Source organism: Janthinobacterium sp. 64 (genome assembly GCF_002813325.1).
Lineage (GTDB): Bacteria > Pseudomonadota > Gammaproteobacteria > Burkholderiales > Burkholderiaceae_D > Janthinobacterium.
Genome location: NZ_PHUG01000001.1, coordinates 5,897,102 through 5,921,219, shown reverse-complemented (window position 1 = coordinate 5,921,219; position 24,118 = coordinate 5,897,102). Strand labels below are relative to the sequence as shown.

At 61.5% G+C, this 24,118-nt stretch carries 22 protein-coding genes; 5 read left to right on the top strand and 17 right to left on the bottom strand.

The window, feature by feature from the left end; all coding sequences use genetic code 11:
- Positions 1–31: 31 nt before the first annotated feature.
- From CLU91_RS26110 to CLU91_RS26100, 3 genes are all read left to right on the top strand, one after another.
- Complete coding sequence (locus tag CLU91_RS26110) at positions 32–736, top strand: SMI1/KNR4 family protein (RefSeq protein ID WP_100876438.1); 705 nt, start codon at positions 32–34, stop codon at positions 734–736.
- Positions 737–830: 94 nt separating this feature from the next.
- Positions 831–2,483: a VRR-NUC domain-containing protein gene (locus tag CLU91_RS26105; protein ID WP_100876437.1), complete on the top strand. Its 1,653-nt coding sequence runs from the start codon at positions 831–833 to the stop codon at positions 2,481–2,483.
- 5 nt (positions 2,484–2,488) lie between these two features.
- Positions 2,489–4,744, top strand: coding sequence for an ATP-dependent DNA helicase (locus CLU91_RS26100; RefSeq protein WP_100876932.1), 2,256 nt, complete (start codon positions 2,489–2,491; stop codon positions 4,742–4,744).
- 7 nt (positions 4,745–4,751) lie between these two features.
- Here CLU91_RS26100 and CLU91_RS26095 read toward each other — a convergent pair whose 3' ends face one another.
- The 17 genes from CLU91_RS26095 to pstS form a co-directional block, all read right to left on the bottom strand.
- Complete coding sequence (locus CLU91_RS26095; RefSeq protein ID WP_157814818.1) at positions 4,752–5,168, bottom strand: XRE family transcriptional regulator; 417 nt, start codon at positions 5,166–5,168, stop codon at positions 4,752–4,754.
- A gap of 33 nt (positions 5,169–5,201) precedes the next feature.
- On the bottom strand, positions 5,202–5,603 hold the full coding sequence (locus CLU91_RS26090; RefSeq protein WP_100876931.1) for a type II toxin-antitoxin system RelE/ParE family toxin: 402 nt from the start codon (positions 5,601–5,603) through the stop codon (positions 5,202–5,204).
- A gap of 57 nt (positions 5,604–5,660) precedes the next feature.
- Complete coding sequence (locus tag CLU91_RS26085) at positions 5,661–6,398, bottom strand: LytR/AlgR family response regulator transcription factor (protein ID WP_100876435.1); 738 nt, start codon at positions 6,396–6,398, stop codon at positions 5,661–5,663.
- A gap of 11 nt (positions 6,399–6,409) precedes the next feature.
- A complete protein-coding gene (locus tag CLU91_RS26080) occupies positions 6,410–7,486 on the bottom strand; it encodes a sensor histidine kinase (RefSeq protein ID WP_100876434.1) in 1,077 nt (358 codons plus the stop codon).
- Positions 7,487–7,492: 6 nt separating this feature from the next.
- The gene (locus CLU91_RS26075; RefSeq protein ID WP_100876433.1) at positions 7,493–8,296 is read right to left on the bottom strand and encodes a LiaI-LiaF-like domain-containing protein; all 804 of its coding nucleotides are present in this window, start codon (positions 8,294–8,296) and stop codon (positions 7,493–7,495) included.
- A complete protein-coding gene (locus tag CLU91_RS26070) occupies positions 8,286–8,669 on the bottom strand; it encodes a LiaF transmembrane domain-containing protein (protein ID WP_100876432.1) in 384 nt (127 codons plus the stop codon). Before CLU91_RS26070 ends, CLU91_RS26075 begins: the two co-directional genes overlap by 11 nt.
- 372 nt (positions 8,670–9,041) lie before the next feature.
- The gene (locus tag CLU91_RS26065) at positions 9,042–9,956 is read right to left on the bottom strand and encodes an NAD-dependent epimerase/dehydratase family protein (RefSeq protein WP_100876431.1); all 915 of its coding nucleotides are present in this window, start codon (positions 9,954–9,956) and stop codon (positions 9,042–9,044) included.
- A 95-nt stretch (positions 9,957–10,051) separates the two neighbouring features.
- Complete coding sequence (locus tag CLU91_RS26060) at positions 10,052–11,998, bottom strand: UvrD-helicase domain-containing protein (RefSeq protein ID WP_100876430.1); 1,947 nt, start codon at positions 11,996–11,998, stop codon at positions 10,052–10,054.
- A 24-nt stretch (positions 11,999–12,022) separates the two neighbouring features.
- Entirely contained in the window at positions 12,023–13,219 is a 1,197-nt protein-coding gene (senA, locus tag CLU91_RS26055) for a selenoneine synthase SenA (protein WP_232730889.1), read from the bottom strand.
- A gap of 67 nt (positions 13,220–13,286) precedes the next feature.
- Positions 13,287–14,255, bottom strand: a complete 969-nt coding sequence (locus CLU91_RS26050; protein WP_100876429.1) for an IS1595 family transposase — start codon at positions 14,253–14,255, stop codon at positions 13,287–13,289.
- 104 nt (positions 14,256–14,359) lie between these two features.
- Positions 14,360–15,676: a phosphate regulon sensor histidine kinase PhoR gene (gene phoR, locus CLU91_RS26045; protein WP_100876428.1), complete on the bottom strand. Its 1,317-nt coding sequence runs from the start codon at positions 15,674–15,676 to the stop codon at positions 14,360–14,362.
- Between the two features lie 11 nt (positions 15,677–15,687).
- Complete coding sequence (locus CLU91_RS26040) at positions 15,688–16,377, bottom strand: response regulator (RefSeq protein ID WP_100876427.1); 690 nt, start codon at positions 16,375–16,377, stop codon at positions 15,688–15,690.
- Positions 16,378–16,382: 5 nt separating this feature from the next.
- A complete protein-coding gene (gene phoU, locus CLU91_RS26035) occupies positions 16,383–17,093 on the bottom strand; it encodes a phosphate signaling complex protein PhoU (RefSeq protein WP_034755071.1) in 711 nt (236 codons plus the stop codon).
- Positions 17,094–17,141: 48 nt separating this feature from the next.
- The gene (gene pstB / locus CLU91_RS26030) at positions 17,142–17,924 is read right to left on the bottom strand and encodes a phosphate ABC transporter ATP-binding protein PstB (RefSeq protein ID WP_010396817.1); all 783 of its coding nucleotides are present in this window, start codon (positions 17,922–17,924) and stop codon (positions 17,142–17,144) included.
- A 38-nt stretch (positions 17,925–17,962) separates the two neighbouring features.
- Positions 17,963–18,859: a phosphate ABC transporter permease PstA gene (gene pstA, locus CLU91_RS26025; RefSeq protein ID WP_100876426.1), complete on the bottom strand. Its 897-nt coding sequence runs from the start codon at positions 18,857–18,859 to the stop codon at positions 17,963–17,965.
- Entirely contained in the window at positions 18,856–19,827 is a 972-nt protein-coding gene (pstC, locus tag CLU91_RS26020) for a phosphate ABC transporter permease subunit PstC (protein WP_232730888.1), read from the bottom strand. The genes pstA and pstC overlap by 4 nt, the downstream gene beginning before the upstream one ends.
- 307 nt (positions 19,828–20,134) lie before the next feature.
- The gene (gene pstS, locus CLU91_RS26015; RefSeq protein WP_442906586.1) at positions 20,135–21,169 is read right to left on the bottom strand and encodes a phosphate ABC transporter substrate-binding protein PstS; all 1,035 of its coding nucleotides are present in this window, start codon (positions 21,167–21,169) and stop codon (positions 20,135–20,137) included.
- Positions 21,170–21,466: 297 nt separating this feature from the next.
- Here pstS and ppk1 point away from each other — a divergent pair, with 297 nt between their 5' ends.
- Complete coding sequence (gene ppk1, locus CLU91_RS26010) at positions 21,467–23,560, top strand: polyphosphate kinase 1 (RefSeq protein WP_100876423.1); 2,094 nt, start codon at positions 21,467–21,469, stop codon at positions 23,558–23,560.
- 25 nt (positions 23,561–23,585) lie between these two features.
- On the top strand, positions 23,586–24,044 hold the full coding sequence (gene sixA, locus CLU91_RS26005; protein WP_100876422.1) for a phosphohistidine phosphatase SixA: 459 nt from the start codon (positions 23,586–23,588) through the stop codon (positions 24,042–24,044).
- The last annotated feature ends 74 nt before the right edge of the window (positions 24,045–24,118 follow it).

Below are 24,118 nucleotides of genomic sequence, written 5' to 3'. Positions count from 1 at the left end.
GCCCACACGAATCACGTTGAACGGGGCAAACATGGCACTGTCAGAAATTGAACAGCAACACGGCTTCACCTATCCCGCATTGTATCGGCAGCTGGAGAGCGACGGCATGCTCAACGTCGGTGAATATGGCCCCGACTGGTACAAGCTGGTCTATCCCACCTTGACGGAGCGGCCCACCCTGCTGCTGCATGCGGACGATTTCGAATTGCTCAACATCGAGGCCGTTGCCGAAGCAGCGGACAGCTTGCGCGACGCGGACGATTACCGGCAGATCGACCCGGCCTTCCAGTTCATCCCGTTCGCGCAAACGGGCGCGGGCGACCATTACTGTTTTTTCGCTTCCAGCGAGCAAGACGGCGAGATGCCGATCGTGCTGCTGTGGCACGACGAGAATGAAGCCCAGTACCTGGCGAAAAACCTGCAAGATTTCATGGTTCACATGTTGTTGAACAGCATGGCCGACCAGGATACCTACAACGACGTCAGCGACGAGGCATTCAAGGATCAACTGACGAAAACCCTGGGCACGCATGCGCACTACCTGACGGCGCGGCAAGCCGACGTGCTGCAGGAATTGCTGGCCCGCGACATCATCGATTACGAGGTGGCGCTGCCGAAAGGACGCACGGAAGCGCACCGGGGCTTGCTGACGGATATCGAACTGGCCAGCCTGCGCGCGGAACAGATTCCCTGTGAAAAGTTCGACAGCTATTTTGTCTACAGCACGGCTGGCTGAACATAATTCGCTGGGCAAGCGGCGGCGGAAGGTTTAAACTGTATATAAACACAGTAAAACCGATCACCTTGCATCTTGCCCTATTGCCATCCCCATGTTGAGAGTCCTGGAAAATCCCCTGTACTATCTGGATAATTTCCAGGACGTGCTGAGCTGGATAGCCGCGCGTTACGCCGATCTGCTGAGCGCTGAAGAAACGCAGTTCATCACCGCCTTTGGCGCACTGCCGCAGCCATCGCGCGCCCTGTTCGTGCGCCTCGTCATGCGCAAGGGCTGTCTGTTTCGCGCCAGCAAGCTCAATTACCCGGAAATCGGCGATACGCGCGCCGCCGCCCTGCCCTTGCTGGCAACTAGCTGGGTCGAGGCCGATCCTGCCATCTCACTCGATGAACTGTTCGACCTGCTGCTGAAAGCAGAAATCGCCCAGGCCTTCGACCTCGACGCACCGCTGAAAGCGGCCCGCAAGGCCGAGCAACTGGACGCCTTGCGCGAGCAGCATGGGGAAACTAAACCGTTTTCCGCCTGGCATCCGGCTTCCGGTGACGTGCTGTACCGCATCGGCCTGCAAGCGCTGTGCGACCGATTGCGCCTGATTTACTTTGGCAATTATCACCAGGACTGGTCGGAATTCGTGCTATCCGACCTCGGCGTGTACCAATACGAAAAAGTGGAATTCTCGCCGCAGTCGCGCGGCTTTCGCACGCGCCAGGATATCGAACACTACGAAGTGCTGCACCAGTGCCGCGAACGCTACAACGACAGCGCGCCGGCCGATGAGGTGCTGCAGGAACTGGCTGCGCTGCCCTTGTCCGAGGACAATACCTGGCTGGCCAGCCGGCGCGACAAGCTGCGTTTCCAGATCGCCCAGCACCTGGAAAAATGTCAGGACTGGCCGGCCGCCTACCGCGCCTACGCCGATTGCCGCTATCCGGGCGCGCGTGGCCGCGCCATCCGCGTGCTGGAGAAAGATGAGCAGCCGCAAGCGGCCTACGAGCGTCTGACGATCGCCCTGGCGGCGCCGGAAAGCGAGGCGGAACAGCAATTGCTGCTGCGCATGGCGCCCCGTTTGCGGCGCAAGCTGGGTCATGCGAAGCAGGCGGCCAGCGTGGCGGCTGCCGTGGAGCGCATTGACCTGCTGCTGCCTTATCCTGAACAGGCGTGCTACGTGGAAGGCGTGGTGCAGCAGCACCTGATGCAGGAAGACGCCCCCGTGTATTACGTGGAAAACACCCTGATCAACTCGCTGTTCGGCCTGCTGTGCTGGCCCGCCATCTTCAAACCCATGCCGGGCGCCTTCTTCCACCCATTCCACCGTGGCCCGGCCGACTTGCACAGCGCCGATTTTTATCAGCGCCGCAGCGGCGACTTCGCCGCTTGCCTGGCGCAGCTGGACGACGGCAGCTATCAGGCGACGATACGCGCCACGCTTGCCGCCAAGCACGGCATCGTCTCGCCGTTTGTGAGCTGGGAAGTGCTGGGCGATGGCTTGCTGGACCTGGCGCTGGCCTGCATCCCGGCCGCGCACTTGAAAAAGGCGTTCGAGCGCATCTTGCTCGATATCAAAAGCAACCGCAGCGGCTTTCCCGACCTGATCCAGTTCTGGCCGGCAGAGCAACGCTACCGCATGATCGAAGTCAAGGGTCCGGGCGACCGCCTGCAAGACAACCAGCTGCGCTGGATCGCGTATTGCGCCGAGCACGCCATGCCCGTCAGCGTGTGCTACCTGCAATGGCAGGCGGCCACATGAGCGGCATGCAGTACACGATCGCCGTGCGCGCCCTGTGCGAATTCACGGCCAAGGTGGGCGACCTGGACTTGCGCTTCACGCCCTCGCCCACGGCGCAGGAAGGTATGGCCGGCCACGCCACCGTCACGGGCCGGCGCGATGACGATTACCAGCGCGAAATCAGCCTGTGCGGCGACTTCGGCCCCCTGCACGTGCGCGGGCGCGCCGATGGCTATGACCCGGCGCGGCGCCAGCTGGAAGAAATCAAGACCTACCGGGGCGATTTGGCCGCCATGCCCGCCAACCACCGCCAGCTGCACTGGGCGCAGGCGCGCATCTATGGCCATTTGCTGTGCCGGCAGCTGAACCTGCCCATGCTGCGCGTGGCGCTCGTGTATTTCGATATCGTGAGCCAGAAGGAAACCGTGATGCACGAGGAATGCACGGCCGAGGCGCTGCGCACCTTCTTCGAACAGCATTGCGCCCTGTTTCTCGACTGGGCCGAGCAGGAAATGGCGCACCGCGCCAGCCGCGACGCGCAACTCACCAGCATGGCCTTTCCCCATGCCGACTTCCGTCCGGGGCAGCGGCAATTGGCCGAAGCCATGTACAAGGCCAGCAGCCGTGGCTGCGGCTTGCTGGCGCAGGCGCCGACCGGCATCGGCAAGACGGTGGGCAGCCTGTTCCCCATGTTGAAAGCGACAGCCGCGCATGGCCTCGATAAACTGTTTTTCCTGGCCGCCAAGGTGCCGGGCCGGCAAATGGCGCTCGACGCCTGCGCCATCCTGAAAGACAGCACGCCCCAGCTGCCGTTGCGCGTGCTGGAACTGAGCGCCAAGAGCAGCGCCTGCGAGCATCCTGACAAAGCCTGTCACGGAGAATCGTGTCCGCTGGCCAAGGGTTTTTACGACCGCCTGCCGCTGGCACGCGAAGTGGCGCTGGCCAGCGGTTTGATTTTGGATAAGGAAGCCGTGCGCGCCATCGCCTTGCAGCAGGGTATCTGTCCCTATTACCTGGGCATGGAGCTGGCGCGCTGGAGCGACGTCGTCATCGGCGACTACAATTATTACTTCGACCTCAGCGCCATGCTGTACGGCATGACCCTGGCCCACGACTGGAAAGTCAATGTGCTGGTCGACGAAGCGCACAATATGGTGTCGCGCGCACGCAGCATGTATACCGCCGAGCTGGCGCAGATCGATTTGAAAATGCTGCGCAAGTTCGCGACCGAGGCGCTGAAAAAGCCGCTGGACCGCCTCTCGCGCCAGTGGACGGCTTTGCTGAAAGAGCAGGATGGCGACTACCACGTGCATCCCGCCTTGCCCGACAAATTCTTTGGCGCCCTGCAAGGCGTGGCGACGGCCATCGGCGACTACGTGGCCGAACACGCGGCGGCGCTCGACGAAGACTTGCAGCGCTTTTATTTCGACGTGCTGCTGATCAACCGCCTGGCAGAGAGTTTCGGCGCGCATTCGCTGTTCGACGTCAGTAAAACGGACACGGGCTCCACCGTCTGCATCCGCAACATCGTACCGGCGCCCTTCCTGAAGGAACGCTTCGCGGCCAGCCACAGCACGGCGCTGTTTTCCGCCACGCTGAGCCCATGGAATTACTACAGCGACACCCTGGGCATGCCGGCCGACACGGCCTGGGTCGACGTGGAATCGCCCTTCCAGGCGGAGCAATTGTCCGTGCGCGTGGCCGACACCATTTCCACGCGCTACCAGCACCGCGCCGCCTCCTTGCTGCCCATCGCCCAGCTGATGGCGCGCCAGTACGCAGAAACGCCGGGCAATTATCTGGCTTTCTTCAGCAGCTTTGATTACATGGAAAAGACGGCCACGCTGTTCGCCCAGCATTACCCGGACGTGCCGATCTGGCAGCAGCCGCGCCGCATGGATGACGCTGCGCGCAGCCAGTTCCTCGGGCGCTTCGGCCTGGACACGCGCGGCATCGGCTTTGCCGTGCTCGGTGGCGCGTTTGGCGAAGGCATCGACTTGCCCGGCGCGCGCCTGATCGGCGCCTTCATCGCCACCCTCGGTTTACCGCAGATCAATCCCGTCAACGAGCAGATCCGCCAGCGCATGGGCGACATCTTCGGCGCCGGCTACGACTACACGTATTTATATCCAGGCATGCAAAAGGTGGTGCAGGCGGCCGGCCGCGTGATCCGCACGCAGTCGGACAAGGGCGTCGTCTACCTGATCGACGACCGTTTTTCACGGCCGGAAATCCGCCAGCTGCTGCCCGCCTGGTGGGATGTGCAACTAGCTACTGGATAAAGCAGCTTCAGGCGGTGCCAGCCCGCTTGCGCGACACGCCGGCTTTCCGCTTTCCTGCGGGCGTCGCAGGCGTAGCAAGTGCACTGTCATGGACATCGGCATCAACTTCCTGGCTGCGCAGAAAATTTTGCAGTTCGATACGCACGCCGTTTTGCGCAACGACCGACATCTCCAATGTCATGCCCAGCGATTGCAAAAACCGGCGCAAGGTCGAGACATAAGTATCGGTACGCTTTTCCAGTTGGGAAACGGCATGCTGTTGAATCCCCAGTTCCCTCGCAACTTCCGCCTGGGTCTTGCCTACTGCCTTGCGGAAATCCGTCAGCGTAGCGGCGTGCGCTATCATTTCTTGCATCTTTTCCTGGGATAGAGCCGCAATTTTTGCCTGCCGCTCGGCCGGCAAACTGTGGATGACGTCGTTCAAATTTCTTCCCATGACAAACTCCTGCTCCTGAAATCATCTAGTGCCTTTGTCCTGCCTCGCCTTCGCCGCAGCCAGGTTTTTGAGATGTTGCTCGTAACGAGCATTTGCCTTGAATAACAAATCCCTGTAAAACTTGTCCTCATTGACACCTTGCTTGGCCGCCGCAACCAGAATGACCGCCTCACGCCTCGTATCGAAAGCAAAGACCGCGCGCCACACCTCTACCCCGTTATTGGCCTTGAAACGCAGCTCTTTCATGTTCGGGTGTTTGGGATTGTTCAACGTCCCAACGTGAGGACGCCCGGCAGCCGGGCCCAGCTTCGACAGCGCATCGGCACTCGCCAGCAATTCATCCTGAACATCTATCGGCAGAGCATCGAATTCCGCATCGAAGTCATCGTGAAACGTGATCGGCCATGTCCTCGACGCATTCACTATCACCTCCAGATGATATCATGCGTAGATGATTATGCATCTACGCCAGCGAAAATGCTAACCCACCAATAATCTGAGCTTCTGATACCCCGCCTTGCTCACGGGGATCCGCGTGTCATCGCGCAAGATGGCCACGTGGCTGTCTTTCGTTGCCGCCTCGATGCGGCTAATGCCGTCGATATTGAGCAGGTAGGACCTGTGCACGCGCAGGAACTTGGCGGGGTCGAGCTGGGTTTCCAGTTCCGCCAGCGTCTGGCTTTTCAGGTAGGACTTGCCTTCGGAACGGATGCTGATGTAATCGTCCTGCGCCTCGATGTAGTCGATGCGCGCGCTGGCGATCACGTGAACCTTGGCGCCGTCGCGGATCAGCACACGGTCCAGTGGCGCGGCGCGCGTGGCCGCCTCGCGCGCCAGAGTCTGCACAGCAGTGGACGCGGCGGGCGGGCCGCGGTGGGCGCGCGCATGGGCCAGCGCCTGGTCGAAACGCTGTTCGCTGAATGGTTTCAGCAGATAGTCGAGGGCATGGCATTCGAACGCTTTCAAGGCGTACTGGTCGTAGGCCGTGACAAAGATCAGCCTTGTCTTCGCGCCGATCAATTCCGCCACTTCGAAGCCGTCCAGGCGCGGCATCTGGATGTCGAGGAACACCAGTTCCGGCTCCAGTTCCGCGATGGCCTTGACGGCGTCAAAACCGTTGGCGCACTCGGCCACGATGTCGATATCGTCGTGGCGCGCCAGGTATTCGCGCAACACGCTGCGCGCCAGCAATTCGTCATCGACGATGGCCACCCGCATTCTTGCCTGCATCATGCTTCCTCCGTGTCGCCGGTCTGTGCCGGCATGGAAATCATCACTTCAAAATAGCCGTCGCGCCGGCCCCAGTGCACGCTGGCCTCGTGGCCATACGCGCCGGCCAGGCGCTGGCGCACATTTTCCAGGCCCACGCCGTTGCCGCGCGCTGGCCCTTGATCCGCATCGACCGGGTTGCACACGGCGATCTGCAACAGGCTGCCTGCGCGCCTGACCTCGATGGCGATCAGGCCGCCCTCCGTCAAGCCGCAGATACCATGCTTGACGGCATTTTCCACCAGCGGCTGTATCAGCATGGGCGGCAACAGACACGCCAGCGCGGCAGCGTCGGCGCTTTCCGCCACTTGCAGGCGCGCGCCGAAACGCACTTGTTCGATGGCGAGAAAGTGGCGGATCAGCACCAGTTCCTGTTCCACGGTGATGTGCTTGTGCGCTTCCAGGCTCAGGCTCTGGCGAAAGAAACTGGCCAGCTGCACCGTCATCTGGCGTGCGCCCGCCGCATTGATGGACGTCAGGGCGCTGATGGAGTTCAGGCTGTTGAACAGGAAATGCGGATCGATTTGCGTGCGCAGCATGCGCAATTGCGCTTCCTGCGCCATCAATTGCGCTTCCAGCCCCCGCTGTTCGGCCATCCTGGCGCGCACGAATTCGAGCAACAGGTAGTGCACGGCGGCGGCCAGGCAATACAGCAGCGCGCCCAGGCCGAAGAACAGGGCCAGCATCGACTGCGTCAGGTGCACGCCCAGCCAGCGCACGTCCGGCAACTGGCTGACGCTGTTCAAAAATTGCAGCAGGGTTGCCCACAGCAAGCCCGCGAACAGGGCCGCCACGCCCATCACGCTGGCGATGGCGAGCGGATGGCGGGCGTGCAAGGGGTAGGCGCGGCAGAGGTAAAACGCGGAAAAGCCCGAGCCGATCGCATACACGAGCGTGGCGGGCACCACCAGCAGGGTCGCATTGAGCCAGGGCGCATGCGCCACCCTGGCCAGGACAAAGGCCAGCGCCAGGCCCAGTGCGATGCAGACCAGAAACACCACCACGGCGCCGCGCCGCTTCGACAAGGGTCCGGACATGCGCGCCTAGTTGCGGATTTCCAGGCCGCCCATGATGGCGTAGCCCGTCACGTACAAACGCTTGTTCTGGTTCGGCGGCACGATGGTCTTTTCTTCGAAGCCGCCAAGGATGGGCGTGCCCTGCAGCACGACGCTCCAGTCGGGCGGAATCTTGATGGTGACGCCGCCGCACAGGGCGAACACGTTGAGCACGGCTTCGCCGTCGATCGACGCCTGGCGCAAGTCGATTTCGCAGCCGGCCATGATGACGTTGATATCGCCGCCCTTGAAGCGCTGCGACGATACGCGCCGCACATAGCCGCCGAGGATGGCCGTCACTTCGATGATACTGTCGTCGTCCGCCTGGCCGCCGGTGCCGGGCGCTGCAGTGGCATCGGCCGCATCCTTGTCGAGCGATACGGCGCCATTGCGGGCCTGGCCAAAATGGTCGGCGTCGTCAAGGTGAGCCTGGCGCCGGCGGCGCTGCCGCTGCTGCCCGCCCGGCAGGGATTTCGACACGACGGCCACGCCAGCGGCAATGATGAGCAGCGGCCACAGCATGCTCCAGTTGATATAGAACAAGCCCATGGCTTTCAAGGTCCAGCTCAGACCCAGCAAGACCATCACGCCGCCAAGGATGTAGCCGGAACGGCTATGGCTTTGCGATATTTTCAGCAAGCCGAAAATGATGAGGATGGTGGGCCAGAAGCGGAAGGTGTAGCGCACATTGATGAAACCCAGGTTATCGAGCAGGAACAACAGTCCCAGGCCGATGACGATGACGCCCAGCACGATCTGCGATGGCGAGTGCAGCGGCGGTCTATTTTTCATGCTCGGACTCCCGGTAGGCAATAAAATGTTTGTTCAACAGTGGTTCCAGCACGAGGCCCACGCCCCAGGCGATCAGCAAGGCTGGCCAGCTATTGTAGAAATTCAAGTTCCACAGCTCTTCATACGATACATACCACCACGCGGCGAAAAAGATCAGCCACAGGCCGCTCAGTACCTGCTTGGCGGACACGGGCGTGAGCAGCTTGTTGAGGCCGAAGACGAGCAGTATCAGGGGCCAATAATGCCATAGTGCATAGTAATCATGGAGATAGATCACATCGAGCCGGTCCAGCAGGATGACGGCGCCGATGGCGATCAGCAGCACGCCCCACAGCAGCTGGGTACGGCGGCAATAAGCGGGTTCAGGTTTCACGGTCGCCCCTTGAAGTTGGTTGAACGTCAAGATACGCGGATTTCACGCGCACGAAAACAGCGTTTCGGCGAATGGCGGACAGGTGGCGGTGAATGGCGCAAGGGAGGAAACAACAGGCGAAAAAAAGACCGGCTGACGCCGGCCTTGAAGGGGTTCGCAGTACCTACCGCGACCTGGAGTTGCAATGCACACGGCGCGAACGCGCCGGCGGAAATCTGGTGCCGATCCTTGAGGCGACCGGCTGACCTGCTGGAAGATCGAACATGCCGCCAACTTCACGGCAGTGCGTCTCAACCAAGCAACGCCATCATACTCCCGATCGCCAGACAGCACCGTTCGCTAGCGCACACTGAGGCGGTTTGCTGAGCTGCATCAAGCGGCGATGGCGTGCTGCGGATGGAGCATGTCGTGCTTGATCCACTCCAGCACGGACGGCCCCTGCGGCTGCCAGCCCAGCAGGGTGCGCGCCCGCTCGCCGCGCACGCGGCTGTTCGAACCGAGGCCATACGACGCCATCTCATAGCCCCATTCGGCAATCGCCTCGGGCAGCGGCCAGTCCTGCGCGGACCCCAGGTCCAGTGCGGTGGCGATGGCGGCCGTCATGTCGCGGAAAGCCGCTTCGCCCGACTCGACGAAATAAAACGTGCCGGCCGGCGACTTTTCCAGCGCCAGCAGATACAGGCTGACGACATCGTCGATATGCACATTCGACCAGATGTTGCGGCCCGGCCCCACGTGGCGCACGATGCCGCTCTTGCGCGCCTGTTTCAGCAAACGGGGCAGCTGCACGCTGTCGCGCGGCAAGGCGCCGTGGCCGTAGATCAGGGTGTTGCACAGCACGCTGGCGCGCACGCCCTGGCTTGCGCTGGCCAGGACCAGGTCATCGATGGCCACGCGGGCCGCCTTGTCGGCCGTGGGCGCCGGCAGCTTGTCTTCATAATAGAGCTGTTCCGTGCCCTCGCCGCCCGAGGCGTCGCCCACGATGGACGAGCCGCTGGTGTGCAAAAACACTTTGTTGGTGCCGGCCAGCGCTTCAAGGATGGCTTCGACGGCGCCCCGGTGGTCGCTGCTGGCCGCATTGATGACGGCATCCGCCGCCCTCGCCTGCTCGATGAGCAGTGTGCGGTCGTTCAAGGTGCCGACGACACCGTGTACCCCAATAGCAGCCAGCTCGGCCACCTGCTCCGGCTTGCGCACGAGGCCCGTCACCTGGTGGCCGGCACGCACGAGACCCGCCGCGATGGAACTGCCAATAAATCCCGCTGCGCCTGTCAGAAATACCTTCATGTCTTGCTCCTTTGTTGGTTCAGATTGCAATCAATCACACCAACAAAGTATGCCCGCTTTCGTCTTTCGCAAAAAGCAGCCGTACAGCAAAAGATCTATGATTTCGGCGCAACAATCTTCTGTTTCAGCTGCAGGGCAGCGATATAGCGGCTCTGCCAGGCGGGGTCTTGCGGCGTGAGCAAGGTCAGCCTGTCGCGCGCGCGCGTGGCGGCCACATAGAAACGGTTTTCCTCTTCCAGCGGGTCGGTCTTGCTGCGTGGGAATTCATCGACGGCCAGGTAGGGCAAGATGACATGGTTGTATTCCAGGCCCTTGATCTGGTCGATGCAGGCGATCATCAGTTTGGCCTTGCCGGTCGAGACCGTCACGGCGTCTTCCATCTCGCCCAGCCAGCCGGCAAAGCCGCCCAGCGCCACGCCCGCTTCGCGGCACACGGCAATAAAGCCGTGCAGGGAGCGGGCGACGACCCGCGCCTGGGCCGGGTCGACATAGATGCGGCGCGCCGTCTGTTCCAGCTGCATCAGGCCAAAGATGTGCTGCAGGGCGTCACCGGCCAGGGCGTCCGCTGGCAAGGCGCGCAGGTAATCGACGGCAGCCAGGGTCAGCGCCGCCTTGTCCTGGTTCTGCGACTTGGCCAGCTGGTTCGTTAAAAATCCTTCCAGCAAGTCGGGATAGTTGGCCACGTCGGCCTTGGCTTGCTGCAACTCCGCGCGCGTAAAAGGGATTTCCGCGAAGGCCACCAGGGCTTCGAGGATGTCGCCGCGGCGCGGACCGCTCTTGATCGCATGCAAGTCCTTGCGGGCGATGGCGACCATGCCGCGCAGCATCAGCACTTCCAGGCTCAGCAGATAGCTGTTCATGTCCACCAGGCCATACGCGATGCCGCTCTGGAACAGCGCCGTTTCCACGCGGATGGCCTGGTCGCGGTCGCGCAGCAAGATGGCCGTCGTGCCCGCATGCGCGTGTTCGAGCGCGGCGATCAGCTGGGCGCTGCAGGCCTGCGGCTGCGCATGGTCATATTCGAGCAGCTCGATGTGGGTGGCGCGCGTGAGGGCCGACACGCTGGCCTTGTTTTTCAGCACACCGACTGCCTGCGCCAGCTGCGGTCCGTAGCGGTAGGATGCCGTCAGCGGCAGGCGCTGCAAGGCGAGGAATTCCTGCTCGAAACGCTGGCGCAAAAAGCGGTGATCGGCGCCCGACCACGTGTAGATCACTTGATCCTTGTCGCCGGCGCCGCAGAAAAAGGCGTTGCCGCGGCGTATCAGCATGGTCAGCAGGCGGAACGACGCTTCGTTCAAGTCGTGCAATTCATCGGCCACGATGATCTGGAAAGCCGGCAATTGCTGGCGCAGCGGCTCGTCGCCATCGAGCATGCGCACGAGGTCGTAGGTGGCGTCGAATGGCGCGCGGAACTGGATGTCGCCCGTGTCGGCGCCGCGCAAGCCTTCGTATTCGCGCAGCCACAGATAATGCGTGCGCGACATGCCCAGCAGCTCCAGGTTGTCATCGAGGGAATTGCTCTCGAAGTCAGGATTCTGGAAATCCAGGCGCGCCTTGGTGCGCAATTGCAACTTCAGGAATTCGGCGATGGCCCCGTTGGTCGTATTGATTTCCAGCGGATAGCGGTGAGCGTATTTCTCGGAGACCACTTCCAGTGCTTCCCACGCCACGGGGCGCAGCTCTTCATCGCTGCGCATGAATGCCACCTGCATGTTTTCCAGCTGCAGCAGCACCTTGGCGGCAAACGCATCGAAGGTGTCGATGGTCAGCCGCTTGACGACGCCGAGCGGCACGCCCACTTCCAGCAGGCGCTGGCGCAGGGCCACGCGCGCCGCTTCCGTGAACACGAGGGCCAGCATGCGCTCGGGCGCCCGGCCCCGGTGCAGCGCTTCGGCCAGGCGCAGGGCCAGGGTCGTCGTCTTGGCCGCGCCGGCATTGGCGTCGATCAAGACCACTTTCTTTTGCGCCGTCTGGATGGCCACCTGTTCCGGCGTGGGCGTGATGCGTTTGGGAATGAACTGCGGGGCGTTATCTGTACTCAAAAAGAATCCTGAAATGGTTACCTGTTACCAGGCGCAAGTGCGCAGGCCGGCAAAGATGTCGCCCCGTTCGGGCGCGTGGAAGGCGCGCATGCGGGCCGAATGCAGGCGCGGCGGCGTGGCGAAGGCGGCGCCGCGCAGCACCTGGTGCTGCATGAAATACGGCGCGGAATATTCGCGCCAGGCATCGACCGCAAAGCCCGGATATGGCTCGAACGGCGTCGCCGTCCATTCCCACACCTGGCCCCAGTGAAAGCGCGGATGGCCGGACAGCGCAGCATACTCCCATTCCGCCTCGGTCGCCAGGCGGCGCCCCGCCCAGGCGCAGTACGCCTGCGCTTCATACAGATTGATGTGGCGCACGGCTTCGTTCGGCGGCAAGGTCGTGCGCTGGCCGAAACGCATGGTGCGCCACTGTGTTGCTTCGCGCAGCCAGTACAGGGGCGACGAGCGCTCCTGCCGCATCAGCCAGGCGCTGCCGGCCGCGCTCCAGAACTGGCGGTTCTGGTAGCCGCCATCGGCGACGAAATCGGCAAACTGGGCATTCGATACGGCGCAGGCATCAATGGAAAACGGCGCCACATAGCAGGCATGGGGCGGCGATTCATTGTCGAAGGCAAACCCGGCACCGCGCGGCGAGCCCAGTTCGATGCTGCCGCCAGGAAACGCGATCTCGCCCGCACCGGGCGGCAAGGCGGGGCTGGCCGCCAGCGATTCCGGGGCTTCCAGGCCCAGCCATTGCAAGCCGGCCAGCATTTCCTCGCCACACAAGTCTTCATGCGCCAAGGCCAGCCGGTACGGCGCCAGGGCGCTGTCGACATTGGCTTCGCGCGAGAGTTTATCGAGCACCCGGTCGAGCACTTCGCGGCAATACGTTTTCACGGCGCCCGGACTGGGCAGTTCCAGCTTCCAGCGCGCACGGTGCTCCACCATGTTGGCGTCGAACATATCGTCGCCGCGCGTCAGCAGGGAATTGTAGATGGCGTCGGCCGGATGGCTGGACGCGGCTTCGCGCAGGATGAACCACTCGGCGAACCAGGCGATATGCGCGAGCTGCCATAACGGTGGATTGAGACGCGGATGGCGGGGCAGGCCCGCCACCACGTCCAGCCCGGCACTGACGTAACAGTCGAACAGGGAAAGCGTGTCCTGGCGTGCGGCCTGCAGCGATTGGGCCAGTTGCTGCGCGCCGGCGTGGCGAAAAGAGGCGTTGATTAAAGTCATGGCCTGATTGTAACGACTTATGCCAAGCTTGCACCAGTCGCCAGGGAAACAAGAGAGAAACTATTGGCTATGTCACCGTCAGATGTGGGAATGTCCCCAAAGTGGCTCTGAGCAAGCTTTCGGGGGACAATATTCTCCGTGCGTCGAGTATCCAGCGCCAGCCCAGGTAGTTCGGCAGGTAGCGCGTGGCCACGCCATGAAACGCCTGCAGCCAGCCGCGCAACCTGCTGTGATACGCATTGACGTTCTGCACATGCACCGTGCCGCGCACGCGAACGCCGGCCCGCAAGTTAACGGCCGCATGCCCGATGCCGATCTCCCTGGCAAACACGGGATAGGCCGGATGGCCATCGCTCACCAACAAGATGTCACGGTCGATCACCGCTGGCAGGCAGGCGTGCAGTTTGGCCTTGCTCAGCTGGCCCATGCCGGCAACGAAGTCGACGGTTTGGCCGGTGCGGTCGCGCGCCACCAGCACGCACACCTGCTCGTTGGAAATGCCACGCTGGCTGGCGCGGCCTCCGCGCTTGCGCGCCGGACGCGTCATGTGTTTTGAACCTTTCTGCGACTCGAGCACATACATCTCGTCGGCTTCGGTAATGCCATGCAGGCAGCGTGGCCGGTCGGTCCTGGCCAGCGCGAGGAAACGGTGGCGCCAGCGAAAGCTGGTGTTGCGATGGATATGCACCTTGCTGGCCGCCTTGCGTACCGAAAGCGAGTTGAGCAGGCAATCGGCATAGGCCAGCCAGCGTTCCTTGTGGTGCAGATGCGCCAGCGGCGTGCCGCTCAAGGCGTTGAAGGTTTTGCGGCAAGGCACGCAGCGATAGCGCTGCAGACCGTGGGCCTGGCCGTGACGGTGGAAATGTGTCGATCGGCAACTGGGACAATGCAGTTGCGCCAGCGCTGTTTGCTCGATCAGGACGACGGCCGCAGCCTGTGGCGCGCTGGTGCGTAATAATTCGCTGCTGGCAAGACGCTGGCGGTGCGACAGTTGCGGGAATTGGCTGGCGAAGGTCTGCCACTGGGCGGCGTCCATGATCGGCTCCTTGAAAGGAAATACCTGATCCAGTTAGACCTCAGCAACTGCGGCGCGTTCCCACCGCTTTCGGTGACATAGCCAAACTATTCCCCCCTTGTTTCCTACTTGACCAGCAACTCGCCATGCAGCGGCGTGACGACGGATTTCGGCATGCTGACGATGAAGCTGCTGCCCTTGTCGGCCACGGACTGGATGGCCAAGGTGCCGCCGTGGCGCAGCAGCACGTGCTTGACGATGGCCAGGCCCAGGCCCGTGCCCTGGGTTTCGCGCGAACGGCTCTTGTCGACGCGGTAGAAACGCTCCGTCAGGCGCGAAATATGTTCCTGGCTGATGCCGATGCCCGTATCTTGCGCGATGAATTGCGGTCCGGCCGGGCCATCCTGCCAGCGCAGGGTGATGCTGCCGCCGGCCGGCGTATAGCGCACGGCGTTTGACGCCAGGTTGCCAAACGCGCTGTACAGCTCGTCATAGCTGCCCAGTACGTCGGGACCGTTGCATTCCATTTTCACTTCATGCTTGCCTGCCGACAAGCCCTTGGCATCGCGCAAGACCTGCTGCATGAGCTTTTTGATGTCCACGGGCTCGGGCCGCAGCGGATAATCGACCGATTCCAGGCGCGACAGGGTCAGCATGTCCTCGATCAGATGCTGCATGCGGTGGCCCTGCTCCGTCATCAGCTTGAGGTGGGAGGCGCGCGTGGTGGCGTCGAGATCGAGCTCGGCGGAAGCGATTTCCAGGAAGCCGACGATGACGGTGAGCGGCGTGCGCAGTTCGTGCGAGGCGTTGGCGATGAAGTCGCGGCGCATCATTTCGATGCGTTCCGTCTCCGTCACATCGTGCGTGACGAGGATCTGGCGGCGGTTCTCGAACGGAATGATCTGCACGATCAGCTTGCGGTTGCGGAAGGTGATCGTCAGCGGCTGGTCGTAGCGGCCCAGGATGATGTAATCCATGAACTCGGGACTGCGGATCAAATTCGTCACGCGCATGCCCTTGTCGCGCTCATGCGTGAGGCCCAGGTGTTTCTCGGCGGCCGGGTTGCACCATTCGAGGAACAGCACGTCGTCCATGATGACGACGCCGTCGGGCAGCAGATGCATGGCCTGGCGGAAACGCGCCAGCCATTCCGTCAGCTCGGCCTGGTTTTTCTCGTCGTCGCGGCGCATGCGGTACAGGCGCGCGAAAATGCTGGTCCAGGCGCCCCAGCCGTCGGGCAGCTTGGCGCTTTGCGGATTGTCCAGCCAGTTACTCAGCTGGAACAGATACGACAGCTGCACGAACACCATCATGGCCATCAGCACGAAGGCGATGCCCAGCGCATACGTGGCGCCAAACAGATACCAGACGACGGCCACGCCCAGCAGCGCCAGCACCATGCGCAAGGCGGCCGGTACCCAGAACAGCAATTTCGGATTCATAGAGTCAAGCTTTATTTTTCAGACAACATGTAGCCGACGCTGCGCACCGTCTTGATCAGGCTTTCCGCCTCTTTCAAGGCTTTGCGCAAGCGCAATACGTGGACATCGACCGTGCGTTCCTCGATCACCACATGGTCGCCCCACACCTTGTCGAGCAGCTGGCTGCGCGAAAACACGCGCTCCGGATGGGCCAGCAGGAATTTCAGCAGCTTGTATTCGGCATGGCCGATATCGATCTTTTGTTCATCCATCATCACCGTGCAGCTGACGGGGTCCAGCGCCACGTTACCGGCGCGCATGGGCTCCTGCGCGTGTTCCGGGCTCTTGCGTCGCAACAGCGCTTTGGCGCGCGCCAGCAGCTCGCGCGGCGAGAACGGCTTGGTGACGTAATCGTCGGCCCCGCTGTTCAGGCCGGCCAGCTTGTCTTCTTCCATGCTCTTGGCGGTGAGCATGATGACGGGGATGGCGGCGAAATTGCGGTCGGCGCGGATGCGCGACAGCAGGCGCAAGCCCGTCTGATCCGGCAGCATCCAGTCGAGCAGGATCAGGTGCGGCGTGCGGTGCTGGATGAATTCCCAGGCGTCGGCAACGTTTTGTACGGAACAGCAATTCCAGCCGGATTCGCGCAGCGAATAGGTGACCAGTTCAACGATGGCCGGCTCATCTTCAACAATCAATACCGTGGTTTTATCAGATGCCATAAAGCTTACTCAGGGAGCTCCTCGGAAATGGCGGGAGCCGCCACCTTGGTGTGGCGGATATCCTTGCCTTCAACCACGTAAATCACGTATTCGGCGATGTTTTTCGCATGGTCGCCGATCCGTTCGATGGCCTTGGCCACCCACAGGGTATCGAGCGCCGCCGAAATCGTGCGCGGGTCTTCCATCATAAAGGTAATCAGGTTGCGCATGATAGACCGAAACTCATGGTCGATGATGGCATCCTGTGCAATTAATTGTAAGGCCTGCTTGCCATCGTTGCGCGCGAATGCGTCGAGCGCATCGTGCAGCATGTCGGTGGCCGTGTTGGCGATGCCGCGCACCATCTCGTAATGGTTGACGACGCCGTTGCCGCGCTTGTGCAGATTCTTCGCCACGCGGGCGATTTTGGTCGCCTCGTCGCCTACGCGTTCGAGGTCGGTAATCACCTTGATGGTGGCCATGATGGTGCGCAAATCGTTGGCGGCCGGCTGGCGGCGCACGATCAGATGGCTGCAGGCGTCGTCGAGCGACACTTCGAGCTGGTTGACGACGTCGTCTTCGCGCATCACGCGGTCGGCGCGCTCGGCATTGCCGATACGGAAGCAGGTCATCGCGTCGAGGAACTGGGTTTCAACGATGCCGCCCATCAGCAGCACTTTCGAGCGGATCGCTTCGAGTTCGTTGTCGTATTGCTTGGATGAATGTTCGCCTATCATGCTGTCTCTCCGTATTCAGTTGTCTTGTATGTCGTTATTCTGGGCGGATCAGCCGAAGCGGCCCGTGATGTAATCCTGCGTTTCCTTGCGGGCCGGATTCATGAAGATCTGGTCCGTTTCGCCGAATTCCACCAGTTCGCCCAAATACATATAGGCAGTGTAGTCGGAGCAGCGCGCCGCCTGCTGCATATTGTGCGTCACGATGGCGATCGTGTAATCCTGTTTCAGTTCGCTGATCAGCTCTTCCACTTTCGACGTCGAGATCGGATCCAGCGCCGAGGTCGGCTCGTCGAGCAGCAAGACGTCCGGTTTGACGGCCACGCCGCGCGCGATGCACAAACGCTGCTGCTGGCCGCCCGACAGCGACAGGCCGCTCTTGGAGAGCTTATCCTTGACTTCGCCCCACAGCGCGGCCTTTTTCAGGGCCCACTCGACGCGCTCGTCCATCTCGCCTTTCGACAGGTCTTCATACAGGCGCACGCCGAAGGCGATGTTGTCGTACACGGACATGGGGAACGGCGTCGGCTTCTGGAACACCATGCCGACCTTGGCGCGCAGCATGTTGACGTCCTGGTCCGCGTCGAGCACGTTGCGGCCGCGGTACAGGATGGAGCCTTCCGCGCGCTGGCCCGGATACAGGTCGTACATGCGGTTCAGGGTGCGCAGCAAAGTCGACTTGCCGCAACCGGACGGGCCGATGAAAGCCGTGACCTTCTTTTCGTGGATGTCGAGGTTGACGTTATGCAGGCTTTGCGTTTTGCCGTAAAAAAAGTTCAGGCCCGAAATCTCGATGGTTTTTTTCTTTGGTGCCAGGTCTTGGGCTGGATTCATTTGCGTATTCATAGGGGTTCGCTTCGCTCGGTATCTGTTTAATTAGGGACTTTTTGGCTGAACACGGTGCGCGACAGGATATTCAAGGCCAGCACGCTGAAGGTGATCAGCAGTGCGCCGCCCCAGGCCAGCGAGCGCCAGTTGTCGTACGGGCTCATGGCAAACGAGGCGATGACGGACGGCAAGTTGGCCATCGGCGCATTCATGTTGAAGCTCTGGAACTGGTTATTCAAGGCCGTGAACAGCAGCGGCGCCGTTTCGCCGGCGATGCGGGCCAATGCCAGCAGCACACCGGTGATGACGCCAGCCTTGACGGCGCGCAAGCGCACCAGGGTGGCGACTTTCCAGCGCGGCGCACCGAGGGCAAACGCGGCTTCGAGCAGGCTGTTCGGTACCAGGCGCAGCATATTGTCCGTCGTGCGCACCACCACCGGCACGGCGATCAGCGACAGCGCGATGGCGCCGGCGTAACCGGAAAAGTGCTTCACGTGCGCCACGTACAGCGCATACACGAACAGGCCGATGACGATCGATGGCGCCGACAGCATGATGTCGGTGACGAAGCGCGTGACTTGGGCAAACTTGTTTTCTTCGCCGTATTCGGCCAGGTAGATGCCGGCCAGGATACCGATCGGGGTGCTGACGACAGTCGCCAGGCCCACCATCAGGGCACTGCCGACGATGGCATTGATCAGTCCGCCGCCTTCGCTGCCGGGAGCCGGCGTGGTTTGCGTGAACAGGTCGATGGACAGTGCGCCGAAACCCTTGATCACCAGCGTGAACAAGATCCACACCAGCACGGCCAGGCCCAGGGCCATGGCCGCCACCGACAGGGCGATGCCGATGCGGTGCATCAGCAAACGCTTGCGGTAGACAGGGTTCATGGCCGGCTTGGCCGGAACGTCGTGGGTGCTAACTTGGCTGAGTTGGCTCATTTCGTGCCTTCCTTGCGGGACATGCCAGCCAGCATCAGCTTGGCGGCGGATAAGACGATAAAGGTGATGACAAACAGGATCAGTGCCAGCGAGAACAGCGACGCGACGTGCAGCTCGGATTGCGCTTCGCCGAATTCATTGGCCAGCAGCGAGGTGATGCTGTTACCGGCGGCAAACAGCGACCACGACAGCTTGTTCGCGTTACCGATGACAAAGGTCACGGCCATGGTTTCGCCCAGCGCGCGGCCCAGGCCCAGCATGACGCCACCGACGACGCCGGTCTTGGTGTAAGGCAAGACGATCTTGCGCACCACTTCCCAGCGCGTGCAGCCCAGGCCGTATGCGGATTCTTTCAGCACGGCAGGAACGATTTCAAACACGTCGCGCATCACGGAAGCGATGAAAGGGATGATCATGATGGCCAGTACCAGGCCGGCCGTCAGCAAGCCGATGCCCATCATGGGGCCGCTGAACAACTGGCCGATGACGGGCACGTTGCCGAGGGTGGCTTTCAAGATGGGCTGGACGTGGTCGGCAAACAGGGGCGCGAAGACAAACAGGCCCCAGATGCCGTAGATGATCGAAGGTACGCCGGCCAGCAGTTCGACAGCCGTGCCCAGCGGGCGGCGCAACCAGGCCGGGCAGATTTCCGTGAGGAACAGGGCAATGCCGAAGCTGACGGGAAAAGCGATCAGCAGAGCGATGACGGACGTCACCAGGGTGCCGATGATGGGGATCAGGGCGCCGTACTGGTCATTGACGGGGTCCCATTCCGCGGACACGATGAAATGCAGGCCGAAGGTCTTGAAGGCCGGTATCGATTCCATGATCAGCGAAATGATGATGCCCACCAGGACGATCAGCACCGACAGGGCGAACAGCATCGTCACCTTGTGGAACAAAAAATCCTGGATGCGCTGCTTGCGCATGGTGGAAAGCATTTGCGCGTGACTGATGGAATCGGTCATGGTGCCGCCTGGCATGGGGATCGTGGAGGAGGTAGATTGTGCGCTCATATTGTGCCAGATGTGGGTGGTACTGCCGGTATTGCTGTTTTGAACTCTTGTTTTATCTTGCTTTTTTAGCCAGGACCGTCTGCAAGGGCTTGCGGGCGGTCCTGGCTAACTCCCTGCCCCGCCGTGCTGCTGGCGGGGACAAGGACATTCTTGCTTGAATAAACCGTAGCGAGCGGCAACTAGTTGTGGCTGAGAAGCGGAGCTGTGCTTTAGCACAGTGAGCATCGCAGGCCGCAAATAGCGCCGCGCAGTAGGTTTATTAGTAGATCGACTTGCCGGAAGCATCTTTCAGATTAGCTTTCCACGATTCCTGCACCAGTTTCACGACCGATGCTGGCATCGGCACGTAATCCAGTTCAACAGCAGCGGCGCCGCCGTTCTTGTAGGCCCAGTCGAAGAATTTCAGGACTTCTTTAGCCTTGGCTGCGTCAGCCTGGACTTTGTGCATCAGGATGAACGACACGCCCGTGATAGGCCAGCTGTTCTTGCCAGCCTGGTCGGTCAGGACCACGCCGAAGCCTGGGGTTTGCGTCCAAGGTGCCGAAGCGGCGGCTGCCTTGAAGTTTTCGTCGTCAGGCTGCAGGAAGTTGCCGTCCTTGTTTTGCAGCTGGGTGTGCGACATCTTGTTTTTCTTGGCGTAAGCCCACTCGACGTAGCCGATCGAACCCTTGATACGCTGCACGTTGGCGGCGACGCCTTCGTTACCCTTGCCGCCCACGCCCACGGCCCATTTCACAGCCGAGCCAGCGCCGATTTTCGATTTGAATTCCGGGTTGGTTTTCGACAGGAAGTCGGTGAACAGGAAGGACGTGCCCGAACCGTCGGCGCGGTGCACCACGGTGATTTCCGTGTCCGGCAGCTTGACGCCACTGTTCAGGGCGGCGATTTCAGGCGCGCTCCACTTGGTGATCTTGCCCAGGTAGATGTCGCCAACGACTTTACCGGTCATTTTCAGCTGGCCTGGGGTTACGCCGTCCAGGTTGACGATGGTGACCACGCCGCCCATGATGGCCGGGAATTGCATCAGGCCCGCTTCTTCCAGCTCTTCCGCTTTCAAAGGCATGTCCGAGGCACCGAATTCAACAGTCTTGGCCTTGATTTGCTTGATGCCAGCGCCGGAACCGACGGACTGGTAGTTCAGGCCGTTGCCCGTGTTGGCTTTGTACGTCTCGGCCCATTTCGCGTAGATCGGGTACGGGAAGGTAGCACCAGCACCTGTCATATCTGCCGCCATGACGGAAGCGGAAGAAAATGCCATCGCTGCCGAAGCACCCACGACGATAAATTTGAACATTTGCTTCATTTGCATATCAAGTCCTCAGGGTTGTTAGGGCTCAAAGTCCCGGTTGAATGCTGCGCAGTCTAGCAAGCGAATATGACAGCTTTATGACATGGGTAAAAAATCCTGAAATAATTGGCTACGCCCCGAGGATGGCCCTTTTTGGCATGAAAAATGACAGGACGGGCGACGCTTTATGACAGCTTATGTCACGCTTACGTCATATTTCATGATTACACTCACAGCGCGTCATATGCGATGAAATACGGATGAAATACGGCTAGAATTAACTATCTGCAAAGACAAAAGAATATGAAACCTGAACTGCACATGGAAGTGACCAAATCGGGCATCCTGCTTGACCGCGAACTGTCGCAACTGACTTTCAACCGGCGCGTGATGGCCCAGGCGGAAGACCCGAACATTCCGCTGCTCGAGCGCCTGCGCTACTTGTGCATCGTCAGCAGTAACATGGATGAGTTCTTCGAGGTGCGCGTGGCCAGCCTGCTGGCGGCCGGCAGCATCGGCGGTACGCTGGCGGGCCACCCTGCCCTGGCGGCCAACCTGGAGCGCATCGGCAAGGAATGCCATGCGCTGGTGGAACGCCAGTACGAGATATTAAATAGCGACGTCTTGCCGGCCCTGCGCGAAGCGGGCGTGCATTTGCTGCGCGACAGCGACCGCAACGAGGCGCAGCGCGCGTGGGTCAAGCAATACTTTGACCGCGAAGTGCGCCCCCTGCTGACACCGATTGGCCTCGACCCGGCCCACCCGTTCCCGCAAGTGGTCAATAAAAGCCTCAATTTCATCGTGTCGCTGAGCGGCAAGGATGCGTTCGGGCGCGGCACGGCCATCGCCATCGTCAAGGCGCCCCGCGTCTTGCCGCGCGTCATCAAGCTGCCGGACGACATTTCCGGCGACGGCGTGTCCTTCTGTTTATTGTCCTCCGTCATCCATGCGCACATCTCGGACCTGTTCGCCGGGCGCGAGGTGATTGCCTATTCGCAATTTCGCGTCACGCGCGACAGCGACCTGTGGGTGGACGAGGATGAAGTCAAGAACCTGCGCCAGGCCCTGAAAGGCGAGCTGGTCGGGCGCCAGTTCGGCACCTCGGTGCGCCTGGAAGTGGCGCGCAATTGTCCGCCGGAACTGTCGCAGTTCCTGCTCGACCAGTTCAGCCTGGATCAAAGCCGGCTGTACCGTGTCAACGGCCCCGTCAATCTGGTGCGCCTGTCGGAAATGATCGACCACGTGAAGCAGCCGGAGCTGCGCTTCCCGCCCTTCTTCCCCGGCCTCGCCCATAAAGCCATCGGCAACGATATCTTTGCCGCGCTGAACAAGCACGACATCCTGCTGCACCACCCCTACCAGTCGTTCCAGACGGTGATCGACTTCATCCGCAGCGCCGCCTACGATCCGTCCGTCGTCGCCATCAAGCAGACGATCTACCGCACGGGCATGAACTCGGACCTGATGGAATCGTTGATCACGGCCGCGAAGATGGGCAAGGAAGTGACCGTTATCGTGGAATTGATGGCGCGCTTCGACGAAGAAGCCAATATCAACTGGGCCGACAAGCTGGAACAAGCGGGCGCACAGGTCGTGTACGGCGTCGTGGGACTGAAGACCCATGCCAAGGTGGCGCTCGTCATCCGCCGCGAGGAAGGCGCGCTGCGCTTCTACGCCCACTTGGGCACCGGCAACTACCACCCCACGACCACCAAGCTGTACACGGACTTCGGCTTGCTGACGGCGAACCAGGATCTGGCCGTGGAAGTCAATGAAGTGTTCATCCACCTGACCAGCCTGACCAAGCCGCACAACCTGAACCATTTGTGGCTGGCGCCGTTCGGCCTGCAAAGCGAGATCATCAAGGCCATCCGCAACGAGGCGAAGATCGCCCGCTCGGGACGGCGCGGACGCATCATCGTGAAAGTCAACGCGCTGGTCGACGAATCCGTGATCCGCGCCCTGTATGCGGCCTCGACCGATGGCGTGAAGATCGACCTGATCGTGCGCGGCGCCTGCACCCTGAAGCCGGGCGTGCCTGGCCTGTCGGAAAACATCAAGGTGCGTTCCGTGATCGGCCGTTTCCTTGAACACAGCCGCATCTATTACTTCCGCAACGATCTGGCGCACGATGTCTACCTGGCCAGCGCCGACTGGATGAGCCGCAATCTGTTCCGCAGGGTGGAAGTGGCTTTCCCCGTGCTGGACCGGGCGCTGAAGCGGCGCGTGATCGCCGAGGGCCTCAATCCGTATTTGAAGGATAATACGAATGCATGGGAACTGGAGCCGACGGGCCATTACGCGCGCCGCAAGCCGCGCGGCAAGCAAACGCCGTTCAGCGCCCAGCAGTATTTGATGCACACACTGGGCACGCCGGGCGCGGAGGTCGGCGAATAGGCAACTTTACACACAGGAGCACAGCATGGATCTCATCTTGTGGCGACACGCAGAAGCCGAGCCGGGCTTGCCCGACCTCGAACGCGCCCTGACCGTCAAAGGCCAGAAACAGGCGCGCCGCATGGGCGAATGGCTGGCCTCGCAACTACCGGAAAACTGCCGCATCCTCGTCAGCCCCGCCCTGCGCACCTTGCAAACGGCCGAAGCGCTGGGGCGCAAGTTCAAGCTGATGCCGGAACTGGCGCCCGGCGCCGAGGCGGAAGACATTCTCAAGGCGGCCAACTGGCCCGGCGGCAAGGAAAGCGTGCTCATCGTCGGCCACCAGCCGACCTTGGGCCAGGCGGCCGCCCTGCTGCTGACGGGCGAGGAGCAGGATTGGGAGATGCGCAAGGCCAGCGCGTGGTGGTTCTCGCAGCGAGAATTAGGCGACCCCGTCAGCGTCTATTTGAAGGCCGTGATGGCGCATGATCTGGTTGTGAAATAAGGGAAATGCGCAAAAAGTGCGCTGGGACAAATACTCGTAGTGTTCGCAACTCAGCAGCCTTGTAAAGCGCTGCC